The sequence below is a fragment of the Gluconacetobacter liquefaciens genome, assembly GCF_003350405.1.
Classification (GTDB): domain Bacteria; phylum Pseudomonadota; class Alphaproteobacteria; order Acetobacterales; family Acetobacteraceae; genus Gluconacetobacter; species Gluconacetobacter liquefaciens.
On the sequence record NZ_QQAW01000015.1, the window covers coordinates 19,484 to 37,262 of the forward strand.

At 66.7% G+C, this 17,779-nt stretch carries 17 protein-coding genes, 1 tRNA gene and 1 pseudogene; 5 read left to right on the top strand and 14 right to left on the bottom strand.

What is annotated here, in order from left to right:
- Nucleotides 1-5: 5 nt before the first annotated feature.
- Nucleotides 6-232: pseudogene (locus C7453_RS17135) on the bottom strand (transposase); the annotation flags it as partial.
- Between the two features lie 274 nt (nt 233-506).
- Nucleotides 507-581: transfer RNA gene (locus C7453_RS17140), tRNA-Gly, on the bottom strand.
- Nucleotides 582-773: 192 nt separating this feature from the next.
- Here C7453_RS17140 and C7453_RS17145 point away from each other — a divergent pair.
- From C7453_RS17145 to C7453_RS17155, 3 genes are all read left to right on the top strand, one after another.
- Nucleotides 774-1,790 (top strand): tetratricopeptide repeat protein, encoded by a 1,017-nt coding sequence (locus C7453_RS17145; RefSeq protein ID WP_114729274.1) that lies wholly within the window; start codon nt 774-776, stop codon nt 1,788-1,790.
- A gap of 70 nt (nt 1,791-1,860) precedes the next feature.
- Entirely contained in the window at nt 1,861-2,547 is a 687-nt protein-coding gene (locus C7453_RS17150) for an LON peptidase substrate-binding domain-containing protein (protein WP_114729332.1), read from the top strand.
- Between the two features lie 67 nt (nt 2,548-2,614).
- Nucleotides 2,615-2,806, top strand: coding sequence for a Trm112 family protein (locus C7453_RS17155; RefSeq protein WP_114729276.1), 192 nt, complete (start codon nt 2,615-2,617; stop codon nt 2,804-2,806).
- A 22-nt stretch (nt 2,807-2,828) separates the two neighbouring features.
- Here the strand turns inward: C7453_RS17155 and panC are convergent, their stop codons facing one another.
- On the bottom strand, nt 2,829-3,710 hold the full coding sequence (gene panC, locus C7453_RS17160) for a pantoate--beta-alanine ligase (RefSeq protein WP_114729278.1): 882 nt from the start codon (nt 3,708-3,710) through the stop codon (nt 2,829-2,831).
- Nucleotides 3,711-3,942: 232 nt separating this feature from the next.
- Between panC and C7453_RS17165 the strand changes: the two genes are divergently transcribed.
- Nucleotides 3,943-4,092 (top strand): hypothetical protein, encoded by a 150-nt coding sequence (locus C7453_RS17165; RefSeq protein WP_245949128.1) that lies wholly within the window; start codon nt 3,943-3,945, stop codon nt 4,090-4,092.
- A 7-nt stretch (nt 4,093-4,099) separates the two neighbouring features.
- Here the strand turns inward: C7453_RS17165 and C7453_RS17170 are convergent, their stop codons facing one another.
- From C7453_RS17170 to C7453_RS17215, 10 genes are all read right to left on the bottom strand, one after another.
- A complete protein-coding gene (locus C7453_RS17170) occupies nt 4,100-5,005 on the bottom strand; it encodes a transglutaminase family protein (protein ID WP_114729281.1) in 906 nt (301 codons plus the stop codon).
- Complete coding sequence (locus C7453_RS17175; RefSeq protein ID WP_245949129.1) at nt 5,002-7,494, bottom strand: circularly permuted type 2 ATP-grasp protein; 2,493 nt, start codon at nt 7,492-7,494, stop codon at nt 5,002-5,004. The genes C7453_RS17170 and C7453_RS17175 overlap by 4 nt, the downstream gene beginning before the upstream one ends.
- Nucleotides 7,495-7,664: 170 nt before the next feature.
- On the bottom strand, nt 7,665-8,735 hold the full coding sequence (locus C7453_RS17180) for a zinc-binding metallopeptidase family protein (protein ID WP_114729284.1): 1,071 nt from the start codon (nt 8,733-8,735) through the stop codon (nt 7,665-7,667).
- An 81-nt stretch (nt 8,736-8,816) separates the two neighbouring features.
- The gene (locus C7453_RS17185) at nt 8,817-9,383 is read right to left on the bottom strand and encodes a thioredoxin domain-containing protein (protein WP_114729285.1); all 567 of its coding nucleotides are present in this window, start codon (nt 9,381-9,383) and stop codon (nt 8,817-8,819) included.
- Nucleotides 9,380-9,919, bottom strand: a complete 540-nt coding sequence (locus C7453_RS17190) for a MauE/DoxX family redox-associated membrane protein (protein WP_245949130.1) — start codon at nt 9,917-9,919, stop codon at nt 9,380-9,382. The genes C7453_RS17185 and C7453_RS17190 overlap by 4 nt, the downstream gene beginning before the upstream one ends.
- A 58-nt stretch (nt 9,920-9,977) precedes the next feature.
- Nucleotides 9,978-10,508, bottom strand: coding sequence for a cytochrome c family protein (locus C7453_RS17195; RefSeq protein ID WP_114729287.1), 531 nt, complete (start codon nt 10,506-10,508; stop codon nt 9,978-9,980).
- Between the two features lie 39 nt (nt 10,509-10,547).
- Nucleotides 10,548-11,108, bottom strand: a complete 561-nt coding sequence (locus C7453_RS17200) for a methylamine dehydrogenase light chain (protein ID WP_114729288.1) — start codon at nt 11,106-11,108, stop codon at nt 10,548-10,550.
- 48 nt (nt 11,109-11,156) lie between these two features.
- The gene (locus tag C7453_RS17205) at nt 11,157-11,771 is read right to left on the bottom strand and encodes a thioredoxin domain-containing protein (protein WP_114729289.1); all 615 of its coding nucleotides are present in this window, start codon (nt 11,769-11,771) and stop codon (nt 11,157-11,159) included.
- Entirely contained in the window at nt 11,771-12,946 is a 1,176-nt protein-coding gene (locus C7453_RS17210; RefSeq protein ID WP_114729290.1) for an amine dehydrogenase large subunit, read from the bottom strand. Before C7453_RS17210 ends, C7453_RS17205 begins: the two co-directional genes overlap by 1 nt.
- Before the next feature lie 67 nt (nt 12,947-13,013).
- Entirely contained in the window at nt 13,014-15,602 is a 2,589-nt protein-coding gene (locus C7453_RS17215; RefSeq protein ID WP_245949131.1) for a TonB-dependent receptor, read from the bottom strand.
- A 297-nt stretch (nt 15,603-15,899) separates the two neighbouring features.
- On the opposite strand from C7453_RS17215, the gene C7453_RS17220 reads away from it, so the two are divergent.
- Nucleotides 15,900-16,847 carry a LysR substrate-binding domain-containing protein gene (locus C7453_RS17220; RefSeq protein WP_114729292.1) on the top strand — a complete coding sequence of 316 codons (948 nt, stop codon included), beginning with the start codon at nt 15,900-15,902 and terminating at the stop codon, nt 16,845-16,847.
- A 57-nt stretch (nt 16,848-16,904) separates the two neighbouring features.
- Here the strand turns inward: C7453_RS17220 and C7453_RS17225 are convergent, their stop codons facing one another.
- Nucleotides 16,905-17,672 (bottom strand): sulfotransferase family 2 domain-containing protein, encoded by a 768-nt coding sequence (locus C7453_RS17225; RefSeq protein ID WP_245949132.1) that lies wholly within the window; start codon nt 17,670-17,672, stop codon nt 16,905-16,907.
- Nucleotides 17,673-17,779 lie beyond the last annotated feature (107 nt).

Sequence of the window (17,779 nt, forward strand, 5' to 3'; positions counted from 1 at the left end):
TCATGCTTCGGAATCGCCAGTTCGACCGTGGCCGCCCGCGTGTCCCAACACCGGGCGCGCCAGCCATTACGCTGTGCAGTGCGGGGCGCCGAACGCGCGCCAGGCGACGCACCGGCCCCCCCCCTCCATGTCCCTCATCCGCCCGGCGGAAAATGCCAGCATCTCGCGCACAAAATCGCCATCGGAGGCTTGCTCCACAAGCTCCAGCGACGCCGATCTTCTCATCGGCCATCGTCAGGTCTTTCAGGGTCGTTGTCGCATTCGCACCCTATCAAAGACCGGCGGGGGCCACCTCAGCAGCCAATCCCGCTCCTATACCTCGCCATAGGGCACAACCTTGTATTCGTGTCATACGGAGATTCGCGCTGCGGATAGGGTCCGTGCGGCACACCCTTCCAATGTCTTGCTTCCCAATTCGGTGGTAGCCCGGCGGTAGCCACAGCCAGAAACGACGAAAGCCGCCTTGCGGCGGCCTTCACGTATCCGACTGATTTCTTGGAAAAATCTGGAGCGGGCGATGGGATTCGAACCCACGACCCCAACCTTGGCAAGGTTGTGCTCTACCCCTGAGCTACGCCCGCTCACCGCGTCGGTGAACGGGGGTTTAAGGGAAAGCGGATCGGCTGGCAAGAGGGGAAAATCATCTTCGGTGTTTTTTATGACAAGGGCGCATTGCCGCTTGTGAGACAGGGAGGCGATGACAATGTTAAGGTCAGCATGAGGCCGGGCCAGCCCGGCGGTAGAGCACGATAAAACAGGCAGGATCGGTTTTCATGGAGTACATCATCGGTCAGTCCCGCGCACCGCAACGGCCGGCAGGCGGTCTGGTCGACGCAGCAGGGGCCCCGGCAGTGGGAACCGCAGCCGCTGGCAATGCTGGTCACTCCGCCAATGGTGCGGGGATGATCATCGACGGCACCCAGGACACCTTCATGCAGGACGTGCTGGAAGCCAGTCGCACCATGCCGGTGCTGGTGGATTTCTGGGCCACATGGTGCGGGCCGTGCAAGCAACTGACACCGGTGCTGGAAAAGATCGTCCGTTCGGCGGGTGGTCGGGTCAAGCTGGTCAAGATCGATGTCGACGCCAACCGCGCGCTGGCCCAACAACTCACGCAGGTGGGGCTGCCGCTGCAGTCGATTCCGCTGGTTGCCGCCTTCTGGCAGGGACAGATCCTCGACCTGTTCCAGGGCGCGCAGCCGGAAAGCGAGATCAAGCGCTTCGTCGAGGGCCTGCTTCAGGCCGCAGGCGGGAGTGCCATGCCGGCCGCGGAGCTGATCGCCGCCGCCCGCGCCGCGCTGGATGCCGGCAGCGCCGAGGAGGCGGCGGGGCTGTATTCCCAGACTATCGAGATCGAGCCCGAGAACCCGGCCGCCTGGGGTGGCCTGGCACGCGCCCTGATCGTGATGGGCGACGAGGAAGCCGCCGAGGCCGCCCTGGCCGACGTGCCCGCCAAGATCGCCGATCATGCCGAAATTACCGGCGCCCGCGCGGCCCTGGACCTGAAGCGCGAAGGCCGCAAGGCCGCCGAGGAAGCCGAGGATCTGCGCAAGCGCCTGGCCGCCAACCCGGCCGACCATGAAGCACGCTATGAACTGGCGGCGGCGCTGAACGCGGCCGGCCTGCGGCAGGAAGCCGCTGACGAATTGCTGACCATCATGCGTCAGGATCGTGGCTGGAATGACGATGCCGCGCGGCTGCAATTAATCCGGCTGTTCGAAGCCTGGGGTCATGACGACCCGGCCACCTTGCAGGCGCGGCGCCGCATGTCCTCGCTGCTGTTCTCGTGACGTGCTCCCTCAGGGCTCGCGCGCATTGATCGACGACGACGTGCCGCGTGCCGTCCCGCGCCTGCGGGACATGACACTGGCGGACATGCCGGCCGAACTGGGGTTGTTCCCGCTGCGCGAGGTGTTGCTGTTGCCTCGGGGCAAGCTGCCGCTGAATGTCTTCGAGCCGCGCTATGTCGCGCTGCTGGAGGATGCGCTGGCGGAAAACCGGCTGATCGGGATGATTCAGCCGCGTGACGATGCCATGCAGGGCGAGGACAGCGACGGGGACGGGGACGGGGACGGCGAGAACCCGTTTCCGCCGCTGTACACGATCGGTGCGGTCGGCCGCATTGCCTCGCTGACCGAACGGGCTGATGGCACCTATGCCGTGACGCTGACCGGACTGGCGCGCTTTCGGCTACTGCGGGAGACCGGCCTGCATCGCGGGTATCGGCGGGCCCGGATCGACGTGTCATCCTTCGCCTGCGACCTGACCGACGGTGCCGACCTGTTCTTCGACCGGAGCCGCATGCTGACGGCGCTGCGGCGCTATTGCAGCCTGCGGGGCTTCGGCACGCGCTGGAACGTGATCGACCAGATGGATGATGAGACGCTGCTGATCACGCTGCCGATGATCTGCCCTTTTCCGGCCGCCGAAAAGCAGGCGCTGCTTGAATCCGCCTCGCTGAACGACCGGGCGCAGACATTGCAGACGCTGCTGGAACTGGCTGGACATGAGCCCGGCGACGATGCATCTGACCCATCATCGGCGTGAGGCGCCACCCACAACCACGCTTGATGCCCCGCCTCCGCAACCGGCCATGCGTACAGGAGACCAGCCGATGACCGAAACCGCCCAGCCCCCTCTGGACCCGCGCCTGCTGTCGATCCTGGTCTGTCCCGTGACCAAGGGGCCGCTGATCTATGACCGTGAGGCCGGGGAACTGATCAGCCGGCAAGCCGGCCTCGCCTTCCCGATCCGCGACGGCATTCCCATCATGCTGCCTGACGAAGCCCGCTCGCTCGACGCCTGATTTCCAGAACGTCCTGTTGTCGTTACGCGCCGGCGGCGGGAACCGGCACGTTATCAATCAGCCGGACCCCGGCCAGCCATGCGGCCGCCAGCAGCCGGGCGGGCTGGCCGTTGAAGCCTGCCATCGGTGCCAGATCGGCTTCGCGCCGTAATTCCAGATATTCGACATCGCTGAAACCGGCCGCCAGCAGATGTTCGCGCGTTGCCGCGAGGACCGGGCCGGCGGGCTGCCCCCCCGCAATGGCGCGGGCCGCCTCCGCCAAGGCCTGGGGCAAGGCGCGGGCACGATCGCGGTCACCGGGGCCGGTGAGGCGCCGGTTGCGGGACGACATCGCCAGCCCGTCGGCCTCGCGCCGGGTCGGGCAGGCTTCCACCCGAATGGGAATGTCCAGATCGGCGGCCATCCGGCGGACGACATGCACCTGCTGGAAATCCTTCTCGCCGAAAAAGGCCGCGTCGGCCTGGCTTTGCAGGAACAGCTTGCACACCACGGTCGCCACGCCGTCGAAATGGCCGGGGCGGTGGCCGCCACACAGGCCCTCGGACACGCCGCGCACCGAGATGGTGGTGGCGAAGCCGGCGGGATACATTTCGGCCACCGTGGGGGCGTACAGCACATGCGCACCGGCCTCCGCCAGCAGGCGCGTGTCCTCTTCCATGACGCGCGGATAGGTTTCGAGATCGGCCGGGTTATCGAACTGGGTCGGATTGACGAAGATTGAGACGATCACGCGGTCGGTCGCACGCAAGGCGGTACGAACCAGGCTGAGATGGCCATCATGCAGTGCCCCCATTGTCGGCACCAGCCCGACCGTCAGCCCGTTTCGCTTCCAGCCGCGCACCCTCTGCCGCAGGTCGGCAACGGCATGGAGCGTGCGCATGTCGGTGATAAGAGTGTCCAGCATGGTGCCCTGCTGCCCGTTCCGTGACGTGAAATCGTTGCGTCCGGTTATATCGGCCCGTTTCCCCGCCAAGGAAAGCCCGGCACCATCTCTTCCGCGTGAGCCGGGATGTCTGCTATGAACGGTTTCGGTCCCGGCCATGCCGCAATGCGTGGATGCGTTGCCTGATCGGCAGACGACCGGGACATTCTTTTATCCAGTCTCCGCGCGACGGATATCTGGCAGGAGGCCCCCTTTGTTCCAGACGATGCGGTTTATTGGCCTGGCGGCCCTCGTTCTCTCGGTTGCCGCCTGCGGCGGGGGCAAGCATCGCCCGAAAAACCAGAAGGAAGCCTGGCAGAGCATGGGCTTCGAAGCCGGCCTGAAGACGTCCGGAACCCACTGACCCGGCGTCAGGCGCGATCGGGCGGCGGGTCTTCCCACTCATCGGCCGGCACCAGGTCCACGCCGACCGTCAGGTCGTCATTGCCGCCGCCCAGGATCAGCCCGTGCACCGGGCTGATATCGGCGTAGTCGCGCCCCCAGCCCAGAACGACGTGCTCATCGCGCATCACGATGCCATTGGTGGGGTCGAGGCCGATCCAGCCATGGGCCGGGCCCAACCACGCGCCGACCCAGGCGTGGGACTGGTCGGAACCCAGGCGCCGGGCCTGCCCCGGCGGCGGGCGGGTGCGGATATAGCCGGACATGTAGCGCGCCGGGATGCCGATCCAGCGGAGCGCGCTGATCATGAGATGCGTGAAATCCTGGCAGACGCCCTCGCGCCGGGCCAGGACCTGCTCGACCGGCGTGGAAAGGGTGGTGACGCCGGCACGAAAGCGGAAATCGGTGTAGATGCGCGTGTTCAAATCCAGCAGGGCGGCCAGGATCGACCGGCCGGGGGGGAAGGACAGGGCCGCATAGTCACCCGCCGCCGCATTGGCCGCGCACATCGGGCTGTCGAACAGGAATTCCGCCACCTGCCATGCCGATGCACCACCGGCGCGTGCGAGGGCGACCAGTTCTTCCCACTTCAGGGTGGTTTCCTCGGGTGGCGGGGGGGCGAAGGCAACCTCGACCTCTGATTCCGCCAGCACGTCGAAGCTGCGATGCGGGGCTTCGTGATACAGCCACGCGATCAGGTTGCCGAAATAATCGGTGCCGTCGACGCGGCGCACCGGGGGCGGCGTAACGTCCAGCCGGGTCCAGTGTACGGCCTGCCCCGGCAGGTCACGCGGGGTGACATGTACGATATGGGCCGCCAGATCGACTGGGCTGCCATAGGCGTAATGGGTGAGATGACGCACGCGATAGATCATGATTCGTCCGTTGCCTCGCCCCGATCGACGGCACGCAGGCCGCCGACCGCGCGCGGCGAAGTCAGCACCACGAAATAACGCCGCGCGATCTGCTGCCCGACATCGCGCAGCGCGGCATGGATGTCGCGCAGCCGATCGGGCAGCGCCGCCGCCGCGACATCCTGCTGCGGGGCCGACAGAACGTCGGCCACCACCCCGCGCAGGCGCTCCATGATCAGGCCGGCAGCCCCGGCCAGGCCGGTTCCGTCGCTGGGGTCCAGATCGGCCAGGGCCTCGGCCACCACCGCCATCTGGCTGGCTACGCCGCGGGGATTACCGCCATCCAGCAGCAGCAGGTCCAGCACCGGAGCGGGCTGGAACACGGCGAAATAACGCGACCGGTAGGTGATGGCGCAATCGCTGAGTTCCAGCATCAGCCGGAGCGCGCCCTCCATCCGGCCACGCTGGGAGACGTCCTTCTGGCGCAGGATCAACGCCATCGACACCAGGATCGCGCCGGCCCGTTCGATCCGGCGGCCGAGTTCGAGAAACTGCCGGCCGCCACTGCGCACCATGTTCTCCGCCGTGAGGCCGGAAATGGTCGCGCCGTAGCGCAGCAGGCTGTCGGTGACGCGGCCGATCCGCTCCAGCGTGCGACCGGCATCGCCTGTGACCCGCGCCTCGCGCAACTGGGTGCGCAGCGTGTCGGTGCCGTGGACGATGGTCTCGAAGGTTTCGACCGTCATCCGGTCGCGCAATCCTGCCGATACCCTCGCGATTTCGGACAGCAGGCGCTGGGGCATGCCGGAATCGAGCGTGACGGCGGCCAGCGCCCGCACCTGCGTCGCGAAGCCCGATCCGGCCATACTTTCGTCCTGGAGCAGGCCGATCTGGACCGCGAGACGCAGCACGGTTTCCAGTTCCGCCCGCTCGCGGGGGGAGCCGTCGATCCGGCCGAGCCGGCGGGTCAGCACCCGCAGGACGCGCCCGGCTTCCTCCAACTGTTCCAGGTAGCGGCCCAGCCAGAAGAAATCGTCCGCCGCGCGGCTGGGCAGATCCCCCTGCCCGCGACGGATGGCCAGCACCGGCATGGGCGGGGCGGCGATACCGACCAGATTGCGGCTGTCCTCGACCGTGACCCAGACATCCTTCGTGATGCTGTGGCCACCGCGCGCACGATCCATCGGGCCGCCGGGCGGCAGGTCGGAATCCGGCAGCAGGCGCGCCATGCCGCCGGGCATGACCTGCCAGCCGCTGCCGTCGAACAGGGCGAACAGGCGCAGGACGACCGCGCCGGGCTCGATCCCGCCGGGCAGGATTGCCGGCATGACCGAAGGGGCCAATGCCTCGACCGCCACGAAGCGGTCCGGGGTGCGGCGAAGGGCGGCCAGCACGCTGTCCTTCGCCCGGTCCAGCCGGCAGGACGGGCCACGGGCGCTCGCGCTGTCAAGCAGCCACCAGTTTCTGCGGTCATCGGCCAGCAGGGCTTCGACCCCATATGCCGCAGGCCAGCGCACCGGGACGTCGGGCAACCGCAGGGCTTCGCCGATCAGGCGGCGGGCCAGGGCGGGCATGAAGGCGGCCAAACCCGGCGCTTCGACCAGGCCCGATGCCGGGTGGTTGACCAGATGGACCGCGCCACCCCGCGCCGCGTCCAGCAGGCCGGCGATGCCGGGGGGGCTGCCGCCCTCCAATTCCAGGGGATCGACGGTCCATCCGTCCTGACGCAGCAGCAGCACGTCCACCCGGCGCAGGCCGCGCACGGTCTTGAGCCACAGCGCGCCGTCGCGCACCGCCAGATCCCCGGCTTCGGCCAGGACGCAGCCCAGTTCCCGCGCCAGGATGACATGCTCGGCCCACAGCGTGCCACGTGGTCCCGGCGTGAGCAGCGCCAGCCCGGGATTGCGGTCCGGCAGGTTGGGCAGGCGGTGCAGGCTGTCCTGCCAGGCATCGAAGAAGGGCGAGAGGGGCTGGACCTCGCGGCCGGCAAACAGTTCCGGCAGGGTCCGGGTCATCTGGCGCCGGTTTTCCAGCGCCTGGCCGATGCCGTTGGCGCGCGCCACCCGGTCGGCCGCGACATGCCAGGCGCCATCCGGCCCGCGAATCAGGTCCATGGCGTAGAAATCGAGGAACGCGCCCGACACCGGGCCGCCCATGCGCAGGAAACCCGGCGCGGGATAGACCAGAGAGGGCGGCAATACGCCGTCCGCCAGCAGGGTGCGCGGGCCGTACAGGTCGCGCAGCGTCGCCTCCAGCACGCGGGCACGCTGCACCATTCCTTCGGACAGGCGGGCGAATTCCTGCGCCGTCAGCAGCAGTGGAACCGGATCGCAACCCGCGGCGGCACCCTCGGCGGGGCCGGTCTGGTCGTGCAGGGCACGCGCCATCTGCCTGCCGCGTTCGAGCAGTTCACGATGGCCGAGATCGCTGATCGCGCCAAGGAGACGGCGCCAGTGAGGCCGGACGCCACCGTGACCGTCAACCATCTCGTCAACAGGGATGGGCGCCATGTCCATAATGCATGGTTGTATGGGCGAAGCCGCGCCAACAGTAAACGGTCTTGCACGGGGGATGGCGGCGGCACGGTCGGCGCGCCTGCGCGAACACCGGAACGGAGCGGGCTTGATGCCCGCAAGCACCGAAGCGCGTAAAAGACCCGTCGGATCGCCCTGTCAGGCTCTCAGGCCGGCAGGGTGCCGTGAATCAGATTATGGACATAGGCCAGCTTTTCCAGCGCCGGGGGGGCGAGGACGAACGGGTAGAAATCGATCTGGCCCATCGAACGGTTCAGGCTGTTGATCGCATAGGTCAGCGGGAGCCACGCCTGGGCGATCCGCTCGAACCTGCCGGGGGCGTATGGGTTGAACGCGACCTCGGTCTGCATGGCCGGGTCGTCGGACACATGGATATCGACCGACAGGCCATAGGCCCGCGCGGTTTCCAGCGTGGAGACGATGTGCAGGTAATGCGCCCAGGTCTCGGCGAAATCTTCCCACGGGTGCATGGTCGCGTAGTCGCTGACGAAATTGTCCTGCCAGTTCGGGGGCGCGCCGACCTGATAGTGATGCTGCAACGCCGCCTGATAGTCGGCGCGCTCGTCCCCGAACATGGCGCGGAAATCGTCCAGGTGGCCACCGTCGCGCACCAGCACGTTCCAGTAATAATGGCCGACCTCGTGCCGGAAATGACCCAGCAGGGTGCGATATTGCTCGCCCATTTCCACCCGCATGGCCTCGCGCTGGGCGTCGTCGGCCTCGCGCAGTGCGATGGTGATCAGGCCATCCTGATGGCCGGTCAGCACCTTGCCGCCATCGGGCGGATCGCCCAGGAAATCGAAGGCCAGCCCGCCTTCCGGGTCTTCCTGGCGGGTCACGATCGGCAGGTTCAGGCGCATCAGCGTATAGACCAGCCGGTGCTTCGCCGTTTCCAGCTTCCGCCATTGGTCCAGATGCCGGTCCTCCGAGAGGTCCGGGATCGTGCGGTTCAGTTGGCAGGCCAGGCAGTAGGCATCGCCGCCGGCGGGGACCAGCCAGTTGCAGGCGTTCTGGGCGGCATTGGCGCAGAACCGGTAGGACGGTGCCGTTGCCGCCTTCGAGAGCGGCCGCCATGTGCCGTCCTCGCCTGCTATCTGCTCCAGCGCGCTGAGATCATTCTCCTCGGGCAGGTAGCCCAGGGTGTGACCGCATCGCTCACATGCCGTGTTCTCGAAGAACAGGACCTGATTGCAGGCCTGGCAGGCAAACAGCTTCATGAGAGCGGCTCCGGCAACATTTCATGTGCTTGCACAACGCTGTAACCGGTCGATTGTTCCACTTCGGCAGAACAGGGCCTTTCATGCGGCGGCGGAATGCCCGGTGACGGTGGGCAGCAGGGCCTCGACCTGGCGGCGTGTGTTCACCACGTCGCGGGCCAGAATGGTGCCGTTATCATCCAGTAGCACCAGGGTCGGCAGGCGACTGACCTGCAGGACCAGCCCGAGTTCGACACCCGTGACGAAGGGGACCTCGCCCAGCGCCAGACGGGCGCGCAGGGCCTCCAGTTCGGGCACCGCGCCATCGCCGACCAGAACGGGTTCCAGGCCGCGTTCGTGCGCCACGTCCAGCGCGATCGGCAGCACGCGCTTGCAGACAGGGCAGTCGGCGCCGACGAACGGCAGCATACGGATAGTGCCGGCCGCCAGACGCTCGCCCACCGGGAAGGGCGCGCCTTCGAGCGTGCGCATGGTAATGCGCGGAAGCGCCTGGCCGACTTCGAGCCCGCGCTGGGGCTGCTGCTGGCCGATCGGGGCGATGCGTTCGTGCAGGATGCCGATCTGGCGCGCCAGGGCGAGCACCACCAGCACCAGGGCGACGATGGCGGCGAACAGCAGCACCTGCGACACGATCAGGAGCGTCATCATGCGGATTGTTCCTCCGGGCCGCGCGCGGCCGATATCAGGTGCGACAGCGCCAGGATCAGCGCCAGCAGGCAGGCGCCGGCCGCCAGCGCCTGATAGCGCAGCAGCAGGGATGTGGGCAGGCCGGTCAGGACCGGCAGCAGCGCGGCCGGTGCCAGCAAGGTGCTGCGCGCGACGGCGCTCCAGGACAGGCGGGCGGATTCCATGCCGGGCAGGCAACCGCAGGAGAGATCGGCCCGCCCGCGCAGCAGGTTAATGGTCATCGCCAGCACGAACAGCACGAACAGCAGCGCCGCGCCGATACCGGCCCAGAGGGGGGCTACGCCCACCAGCAGCGCCGCGCCCACGCCGGTTTCCGCGATCGCCAGGGTCCAGGCGGCGGAGTCCAGCAGGAAATCGGGCACCAGCCGATAGGCGGACAGCGTGGTCAGAAACCCGTCATGATCGCGCAGTTTGGCGACGCCGGCGGCCAGCAGCAGCATGCCGATGCCCCCGGCCAGCAATGCACCGGCCAGGGGCAGGATGGCGGGGGCGATCACGCCCAGCCTCGGTGACGGAAAATCTCTGTCATGCTTTCTCCTTTTACCCCTTGCGCCCTCACTGCGCGACACGCGCCGCCTGCGCCACATCGTACCCATGCAACCCCGCCGCCGCCGGGCAGGCCTGGACGACCGCGCGCACCACCTGCTCGCGATAGCCATGCAGGTCGGCCATCCGCAGCGGCCGGGCCCGCAGGGCCGCGATCTCGGCCGTGCTATAGGGGCGGCTGTTGGCCGGCACGCTGGCGCCGCCGAAGGTGAAGACCACGAAATTCATCATGCGGGCCAGATCCTCCGACGACAGGTTGGCGAAGGCCACGTTCGGCAGGCGGACCAGATAATCCCGCCCCTCCGGCGTGCAGAGGAAATACCCTACCTGTCCCGCCAGATCGGGCACCACCTCGCGCCCCGAACGGCCCTGGATGCCATGGCAGCCGCCGCACCCCATCAGATAATGGCCCTGCACCGCCGGAATCACCGGCAGGGCACCGGCTGTAGGGGCCGCGCGAGCCAGGCCCAGCAGGGCGAGAACCGACAGGGCAAGGACCGGCAGGACGGCCAGGGAGAGGATCAGGGACCGATGGCGCATCGTCGTACGGCGCTCTCCTGCCGGCGGCGCCTCCACCCGTCAGCCAGCCTGACCGATGATCGCGGCGGTCGAGCAATGATAGGCCGTGGAGGCCGTGCCGAAACACCAGATGATGTCATTGCTGGCCTGCGGACGGTAGATCGGCATTTCACGATCGGCCGTGTTGCAGTCGCAGGATTTCGGGGCGGCACAGATATTGCGGCCGCAGCAGTCGCGATAGGCAATGACGTAGGAGCGGCCGTCGTCGGGGTTGCGGCAGGTGCCGATCCACGACACGGGCGATGGCTGGGTGCCGGGCGGGCAGGTATGGATGCCGCCGCCGCAGCAGCCGCACAGCACGCCGTCGATCGCACAATGGCGCCAGTAATTGCACTTGGTCGGGTCGGTGCTCTGCGCCCGCCGTTCGAAATCCGTCAGGGTCGCGATCGGGTTGGCGGCGGGGGCCGGCGCGGCCTCGGCGCGGCGCACCGGCAGCAGCGGGAAGGCAGGCGCCACCGCCATGGCAGCGCCCATCCGCCCCAGCACGCCGCGCCGCGAGGATCGGGCCGCCAGCCGGCGCGTCACGGCTTCGCCCAGCGTATCGAGGAAAGAAACCGGCATTGGCGCGTTACTCCTGAAGGTTGCACAGGCCGGGGCGAACCGGCGCGATCATGCCGCGCGAGGCCGCGCGTCCAGATAGGATTGGACCGAGACGTGGCCGGTTTCCCCAGCCACAACCAGGCTTTCGAGATGCTCACGATTATTGACCAAGCCCTTGGCCACGATCCTGCCCGACGCATCGAGCAGCAGGGCGAAGGGCAGCTTGTCGATGCCGAGCACGCGGCCGATCTCGGGGTCGTTGACGAAACGGGACGGCGAGAGGCCGAAGCGTGCCACCAGATCGCGCTGCATGGCATCGGTATCGTCGCCCAGGCACAGCAGGTCGATGGCCTCGCGGCGCACGAAATCCTGTGCGATCGGCAGCATCTTGCGCGAAATCGGGCAGGTGCCGGAGACGAACAGCAGCAGCGTGCGCGTGCCCTCGGGCTGCGCCCCGCCTACGGTAAGCGCCGTGCCGTCCAACGCGCGCAGGGGGTGTGCTGCCAGCATCTGGCCGGGGGCCGGGCCACCGGACGTCATCAACGCGCCCACCGGTGCCACCTTGGTAAACAGATGCCGCATCCGGCGGAACAGCAGCACCAGCACCGGCGCCAGCGCCAGCAGCAGCAGCCAGTCCAGCGCCTGGGCCCAGGCCAGGACGGTCATCGACGAAGCGGAGTCCATTATCCGTTATGACCCGGCAGGAGATCCGGCGCCATGATCATGGCTTCCGAATGGGCATCGACGGTGCGGCGGACGGTGCCGGTCCGCGCGTCGATCACCGCCATGTTGCCGTCGGCCGAAGTGGCATAGAGCAGGGGGGCGGCGTCACCGCTGACGGCGATGCCGCGTGCGGGCTGCGGCAGGTCGATGCGCCGGACCAGCGTGTGGTGGGCGGGATCGAACTCCCACACCTCGGTGCCGTCGGTCTTGTGCGTCCAGTGCGGGCCGACATGCATCAGCACGAACAGGTGCCCGCTGGCGCGGTTCCACGCGAAAGGCTGCTTCCCGCCGGGGCGCCAGGCCTGCTCCTGCACGCCGGTGCCGGCCACGGGCTGGCCGGCGGCCACCTGGATCGACCAGGGCGCGGCGATCTGGGGCTTCGCGCCCAGCATCACGTCATAGACCTTGCCGGTATAGGAGACGAACAGCGCGTGGCCGGTCGCGCGATCGACCAGCCCCTGCTCGAAGATCGGGTCGTTATTGGCATCGAAGAACGGGGCCGTGTGGGTCACGGTCGGCTTGTCGCCCGCATAGCCCACATTGGTCAGCGACCCGTCGCCGCACAGGCTGGAAAATCCGTCCTGCTTCCAGGGAAAGACAAGGGCGCAGCCGGGGATATCGACCGTGCGCGCCACCGCGCCCTTCGCCAGATCAACGATCGTGACCGAGGTTGCCGGGCTCATGTCGAAGACGTAGCCCCATCTGCCATCGGGGCTGACATCGAAATCCTGCCCCTTGTAGACCGCCAGCGCCCGCGGCGGCAGCGTGATCTCGCGCCGCAGGGCCAGGGTGTGGGCATCATATTCCTGGATCAGGTCCTGCCGCGTGCCGTGATCGACGCGCGACCAGATCGTGTCTGCGACATAGAAGGTCCGCCGGTCGGGTGAGAGTGCGATATTGCCCAGAATGCTGGCCGGCACGGTGCCGAGGATCTTGCCGGCATCGGCATCATAGATCGTGTAGGAGTCCCGGTCGGTCGCGGGCAGGACCCAGTGCGCGCCGACCGGCGGCAGGGTCGCGACATCGCTCTGCTCGGCTTGCAGGACCGGCGACGCGGCCAGGGCGGCGCCGGCCGGGGCGGCCAGCAAGGCGGCCAGCGCCGCGCGGTACGCGGTCTTCATGTTCCAACCCACCATCGCGGCTTTCCTGCCCCCTGTTGAACGTGAGGTGTCCGGGCGATATGGCTCGGACACGTGCCCTTGATCAGTATTCGGCGCTGATCGTGCCGAAATATTCGCGCACCGCGCCACGCTCCAGCGACTGGTAGTCGCCGCCATCGCCGGACTGACCACCGATCGGGAAGCCGTTTTCACCCATCATCGCGACATATTTCTGGTTGAAGAGGTTATAGACCTCGAACGCCAGGGTGACGTTCTTCAGCACGCTGAGATTGCCGAAGCGGTATTTGGCGCCCAGATTGGCCATCCAGTACGGCGCGATGTGTGTGTCGTTCATATACGAGAAATAGCGCTTGCCGTAATAGTTTACGTCGAAATGCGCGGATGCGCCCTTGTACTCATACGACAGGCTGGTCTTGTACATCACCTGCGGATAGGCGAGCATCTTGGTGCCCTTGATGTCGCAATCGCCCTGGAGCGGGCAGATATTGACGTGATCGGCATAGGTAAAATGGTTGTAGCTGATCGAGTTGGTCCAGGCGAGGCCGCGTGCCAGCCCTTCGAAGGGTTGCAGGGTCAGCGCGGCGTCCATGCCCCACATGACCGCGTGCTTCGAATTGACCACCGAGGTGATCGGGTTGTTCAGCGAACCGACCGATGCCGAGATCAGGCGATTGTAGACATCGGAATGATAGCCGTCGATCGACGCCTGGATCTTGCGCGAAGTGTAGCGGTAGCCGACAACGTAGGTGAAATCGCGCTCGTTGGGCAGATTATGCTGAAGGTCCTTGAACGCATCCTGCGAGGACACCGCCCAGGGAGATACCGACCCGCCCGATGGCGCCACCATGAACGGACGCATGTTCTCGGCGAAATCGAAATAGACCTCGTGGCCACGTCCGAAATGATAATCGAGATTGACGGCCGGCAGGAACGCGGCCGCCGAGGTCATGGAGCCGCTGGGCAGACCCGAATCCACCCCGACACCCGTGCCGTAACCGGCATCGACGTTGCCGTAGTCAGCGCCGCCCGCAGTCGTCTGCAACATGGAACGGAAACCATACGTTACTGTCAGGCCCTCAACCGGGCGCCAGGCATCCATGACGTGGAACTGGAAGGTGTTGGTGTTCCATGTGAATCCGTACCCCTGCTGGAACGCGGGGCCATAGGTGGTGTAGGGGCCGACCGTCTTCAGCGGGGCGCCCTGGCCGTAGACCGGCTCGTTGTACCAGAACAAGCCCGAACGCTGGGAATTATTCTCGTACCAGCCACCGACATTGATGGTGTGATGCCCGACATGCCAGGTAAAGGCACTGGTAAAGCCGAAGCGGCGATAAGAATTTTTCCACACTTCTTCCGACAGAGGCGCACCGGTACCCAGCGACTGGGTCCAGGGATCACCATAGGTGGCGTTACCGTCGAACGCGCCGGCATAGAACACGGTGTTCCAACGCAGGGAATTGGTCAGCGCCAGATCGGCATTGATGCTGCCGAGATAATCGCGCGTGGACTGCCCCGCATCGTAATAGGCGGTGCCGGCGCCTTCGTTCGTGTTCTTCCACGAATCCGGAATGGTCGGGCTGGTGCCCTCGGGCAGGATCAGCGGCGTGCCGCTGCCGACATCGTACGAACCGGGGCCGGTATAGGCCAGGCCGTTATCATTGACCCAGGCATAAGCCGAGGCATTATAGGCCCCCAGATAGTTGGGCGCCCAGGATTCGGTCCGCCAGCCGGCGTTCTTGAGGATACTGAGCGACTTGTCAGCGTACCCCCAGACTTCAGCATCGTTCCAGTTGAACAGTGCGGTGATGCGGCTGTCATGGCCGATCGGCTGGACGAATTTGCCGTTGACCGTCTGCATGAAGCCCGGCGTGTCGGCATCGTATTTCCGCTCATCGGAGCGCGAATAGGCGGCGTAGAATTTCGTGCCGGTCTGGTTCAGCGCGCCGCTGTCCACGCGCGCATAGGTACGCAGCGTGCCGTAGCTGCCGAACACCTGCGAGACCTTGGCGCCCGCCTTGTCCTTGGGGTCGGACGTGTGAAAACGCATCGTGCCGCCGAGGCTGGAATTGCCCGGCAGGTCCACGCCGCCCGCGCCCTGCGAGGTCTCGACGCCCTGGATGTCGTCGGAGATCCAGGCATCGGCGATGTTGACACCGTTGACGCTGGTATAGGTCTGGTCGTTCAGGGGGATGCCGTCCAGCGTCATCCCGATCGAATCCTGGAAGAAACCGCGCACATAGACACTGGTGCCCCAGGTATCGATGCCGAGCGGATCGCTGGAACTGAAGCTGACGCCCGGCAACTGGCCGACCGCTTTCAGGATGTTGGTGCCTGCGACCTGTGATTCCAGCATCGCGCGGCTGATGCTGGTTTCCGCGCCATGCGAGGTATGGTGGCTGGCCACGACATCGACCGCCTCTTCGGCGGCGCGAGGGGCCACGATCGGGCGGGCGGACACATGCGTAGCCGTCACCGGTGTGGCGGCCCTGGCGGCGGCGCCCGGATGGGCGGCCCGGCCCGCGCCGTGACGGGCGGACGCATGGGCCGGTTTCTTCGCGGAGGGCGTCGATGCGGTGGCGGAGTCCGATGCCGTCTGGGCAAAGGCCGGTGCGCCGATCACGCTGCCGATGACGCCGCCCAGGACTGCCGTTCCGAGAAGTCGCGTACGCAAGAATCGTCCGTTTCGCACCCAAACCCGTCCTGATCGCATGTGCCGTTTTTCCCCACGCCGCGTCGCGCGTTCGCAATACTGGTCGTCCGCCTGGACCCAGTCTCGAAACAAGGCGGTTTCGTTGACAAGATCTTTTGTTGCGGCACGCCTACTTTCTTCAAAAGAGATGCACCCTCGACACACACGTTAGTCCATCGAAATAATTTGCGAAAGTTGCCTTCGTTGCCATTGTGGTGACAAAAAGGCACCACTATCCTGTTTCTCGCAATCGCTCGTTTCTTCCATTTCCGGCATTCCATGGCAGACAGACGCTCTTTTCCGCCCTTCGGACCGCTCCGTGCCTTCGATGCGTTCGGCCGCACACGTGGCATTCGCCGCGCGGCGGAATGGTTGCAGATTGATCATGCCGTCGTCAGTCGCCATCTGCGCGCGCTGGAAAAATGGGCCGGCGTGCCCCTGCTGGACCGCGCGGGCGGCGGACTGACCGAAGCAGGCCGGATCTATCATGACCGGATCGCCAACGCGCTGGACGAGATCGCGCGCGCGACGGAGGCCCTGCGCGCCGGCGACCTGCCGCAACTGAGCGTGTGGTGCGTGCCGGGATTCGCCTTTCACTGGCTGGTACGCCGACTGGGCAACTTCCGCACCGAATTTCCGGACATTGACCTGTTGCTGCGGCCGACCGATGCGCGCGCCCGGTTCTGGTCCGATGGCGTCGATGCCGATATCCGCTACCAACTGGACGGCCGGCCCCACGAACCGCAGCCGGGCATCCGCCAGGCGGAACTGGCCCGGCCGCCGGTCTTTCCGGTCGCCAGCCCGGATTTCCTGCGTCGCGCCGGGCCGATCCGCACGGTGGGCGACCTGCTGTCGCAACCGCTGCTGGCCGAGGAAGACAGTCATGAATGGCAGACCTGGCTGGCCCGGCAGGGGGTGGCGGCGCCATCCATGATCCCGGCGGCCCGGCTGTGGCATGCCCATCTGGTGCTGGCCTCGGCGCGTGAGGGCCAGGGCGTGGCATTGGCCAACCCGTTCCTGCTGGAAGACGATCTGCGCAACGGTACGCTGGTGCGGGTCGGGTCGCCGGAAGCGCCGTTCGACGGTGTCGCGATCGGCGCCTATACGCTGTTAATTCCCGAAAATAGCTGGGAACGCCCGGCCCTGGTGCGCCTGCGCTCGTGGCTGATACATGTCGCTGGCGCGTTTCAGCCCGGTGCCGGAGCACATGCCGCCAGGGCCTCCTGAGAGGCTGACCGGACATATGGACTGGCGAACGAGAGCGGCCTTGATGGCCGCCCGGCGTCAGGCGGCGGCGATACGGTCGAACAATGCGATGTCCTGATGATAGGCCGCCAGGATGCGCGCCCGCTGCCGCTCGGTCGGGGCCAGACCGTGCGGCCGGCCCTCGTTCAGGCGCGGCAGGCGCACGCCCCCCAGTTCCGGCATCAGTTCCGGCAGGTGCGCCACATCCTCGATGCGCAGCAGGTGCCGCACCGCCTGCCGCCCGGCCCGGTCGGTGACGTACCAGGATTGCGGGCGGAAGATATGGTCCATCGCGTAGATCGAGCGGGCCTGCTCGACATGGTCCAACGCATCGTCAAGCGACCGGAAGCCCATATAGAGATCACGAAATCCGGGCGCCACCGTGCGATCCCGTGTGCCGCCGTCCCGGGCGTAGCTGTAGGCCGACAGGAAGCGCTCCACCGGATCGCGCAGGATGGCGAAGCTGGGCAGGTCGCGCGCCAGGTCCGGCATCACGTCCTGATAATAGCGGATGGATTGGTGCGAGAGCGTGCGACCATACAACGCGGTGGCGATCGAAGTGCCGGCATTCTTGGGCACATGGATGAACAGGACGCCGCGCCTGGCGACCAGCGCCATGCGCTCGCGCCGCTTCCGGCCCATCGGCAGATGGATACCGCGGCGTGCCGCCCATTCATGGATATCCGTCGGCAGGCGGAAACCCATGAGGCGCGTGAGACACGCGAAAGCCTGGGCGGACAACGACGCGGAGGGAGGATTTTCCATGACCGCCTGCAACGGCATGATCGTCTTCTGTGGGGCAAGCACGGTCGTTCCTCCGCTCGCAATCGCAATAGGTGGAGACAATCTAGCAGCAGAAAAAATCACGGAAACCCGCGAGAGCCCCCTCGTTACAATTGGAAATTATTTGAAAG

Bases quoted from the DNA above. Each gene is read 5' to 3' on its own strand.
- C7453_RS17170 (WP_114729281.1), bottom strand. From the start codon at position 5,005: ATGATCTATCGCGTGCGTCATCTCACCCATTACGCCTATGGCAGCCCA.
- C7453_RS17150 (WP_114729332.1), top strand. From the start codon at position 1,861: ATGACACTGGCGGACATGCCGGCCGAACTGGGGTTGTTCCCGCTGCGC.
- C7453_RS17145 (WP_114729274.1), top strand. From the start codon at position 774: ATGGAGTACATCATCGGTCAGTCCCGCGCACCGCAACGGCCGGCAGGC.
- C7453_RS17205 (WP_114729289.1), bottom strand. From the start codon at position 11,771: ATGGACTCCGCTTCGTCGATGACCGTCCTGGCCTGGGCCCAGGCGCTG.
- C7453_RS17200 (WP_114729288.1), bottom strand. From the start codon at position 11,108: ATGCCGGTTTCTTTCCTCGATACGCTGGGCGAAGCCGTGACGCGCCGG.
- C7453_RS17175 (WP_245949129.1), bottom strand. From the start codon at position 7,494: ATGGCGCCCATCCCTGTTGACGAGATGGTTGACGGTCACGGTGGCGTC.
- C7453_RS17185 (WP_114729285.1), bottom strand. From the start codon at position 9,383: ATGATGACGCTCCTGATCGTGTCGCAGGTGCTGCTGTTCGCCGCCATC.
- panC (WP_114729278.1), bottom strand. From the start codon at position 3,710: ATGCTGGACACTCTTATCACCGACATGCGCACGCTCCATGCCGTTGCC.
- C7453_RS17155 (WP_114729276.1), top strand. From the start codon at position 2,615: ATGACCGAAACCGCCCAGCCCCCTCTGGACCCGCGCCTGCTGTCGATC.
- C7453_RS17195 (WP_114729287.1), bottom strand. From the start codon at position 10,508: ATGCGCCATCGGTCCCTGATCCTCTCCCTGGCCGTCCTGCCGGTCCTT.
- C7453_RS17180 (WP_114729284.1), bottom strand. From the start codon at position 8,735: ATGAAGCTGTTTGCCTGCCAGGCCTGCAATCAGGTCCTGTTCTTCGAG.
- C7453_RS17220 (WP_114729292.1), top strand. From the start codon at position 15,900: ATGGCAGACAGACGCTCTTTTCCGCCCTTCGGACCGCTCCGTGCCTTC.
- C7453_RS17210 (WP_114729290.1), bottom strand. From the start codon at position 12,946: ATGGTGGGTTGGAACATGAAGACCGCGTACCGCGCGGCGCTGGCCGCC.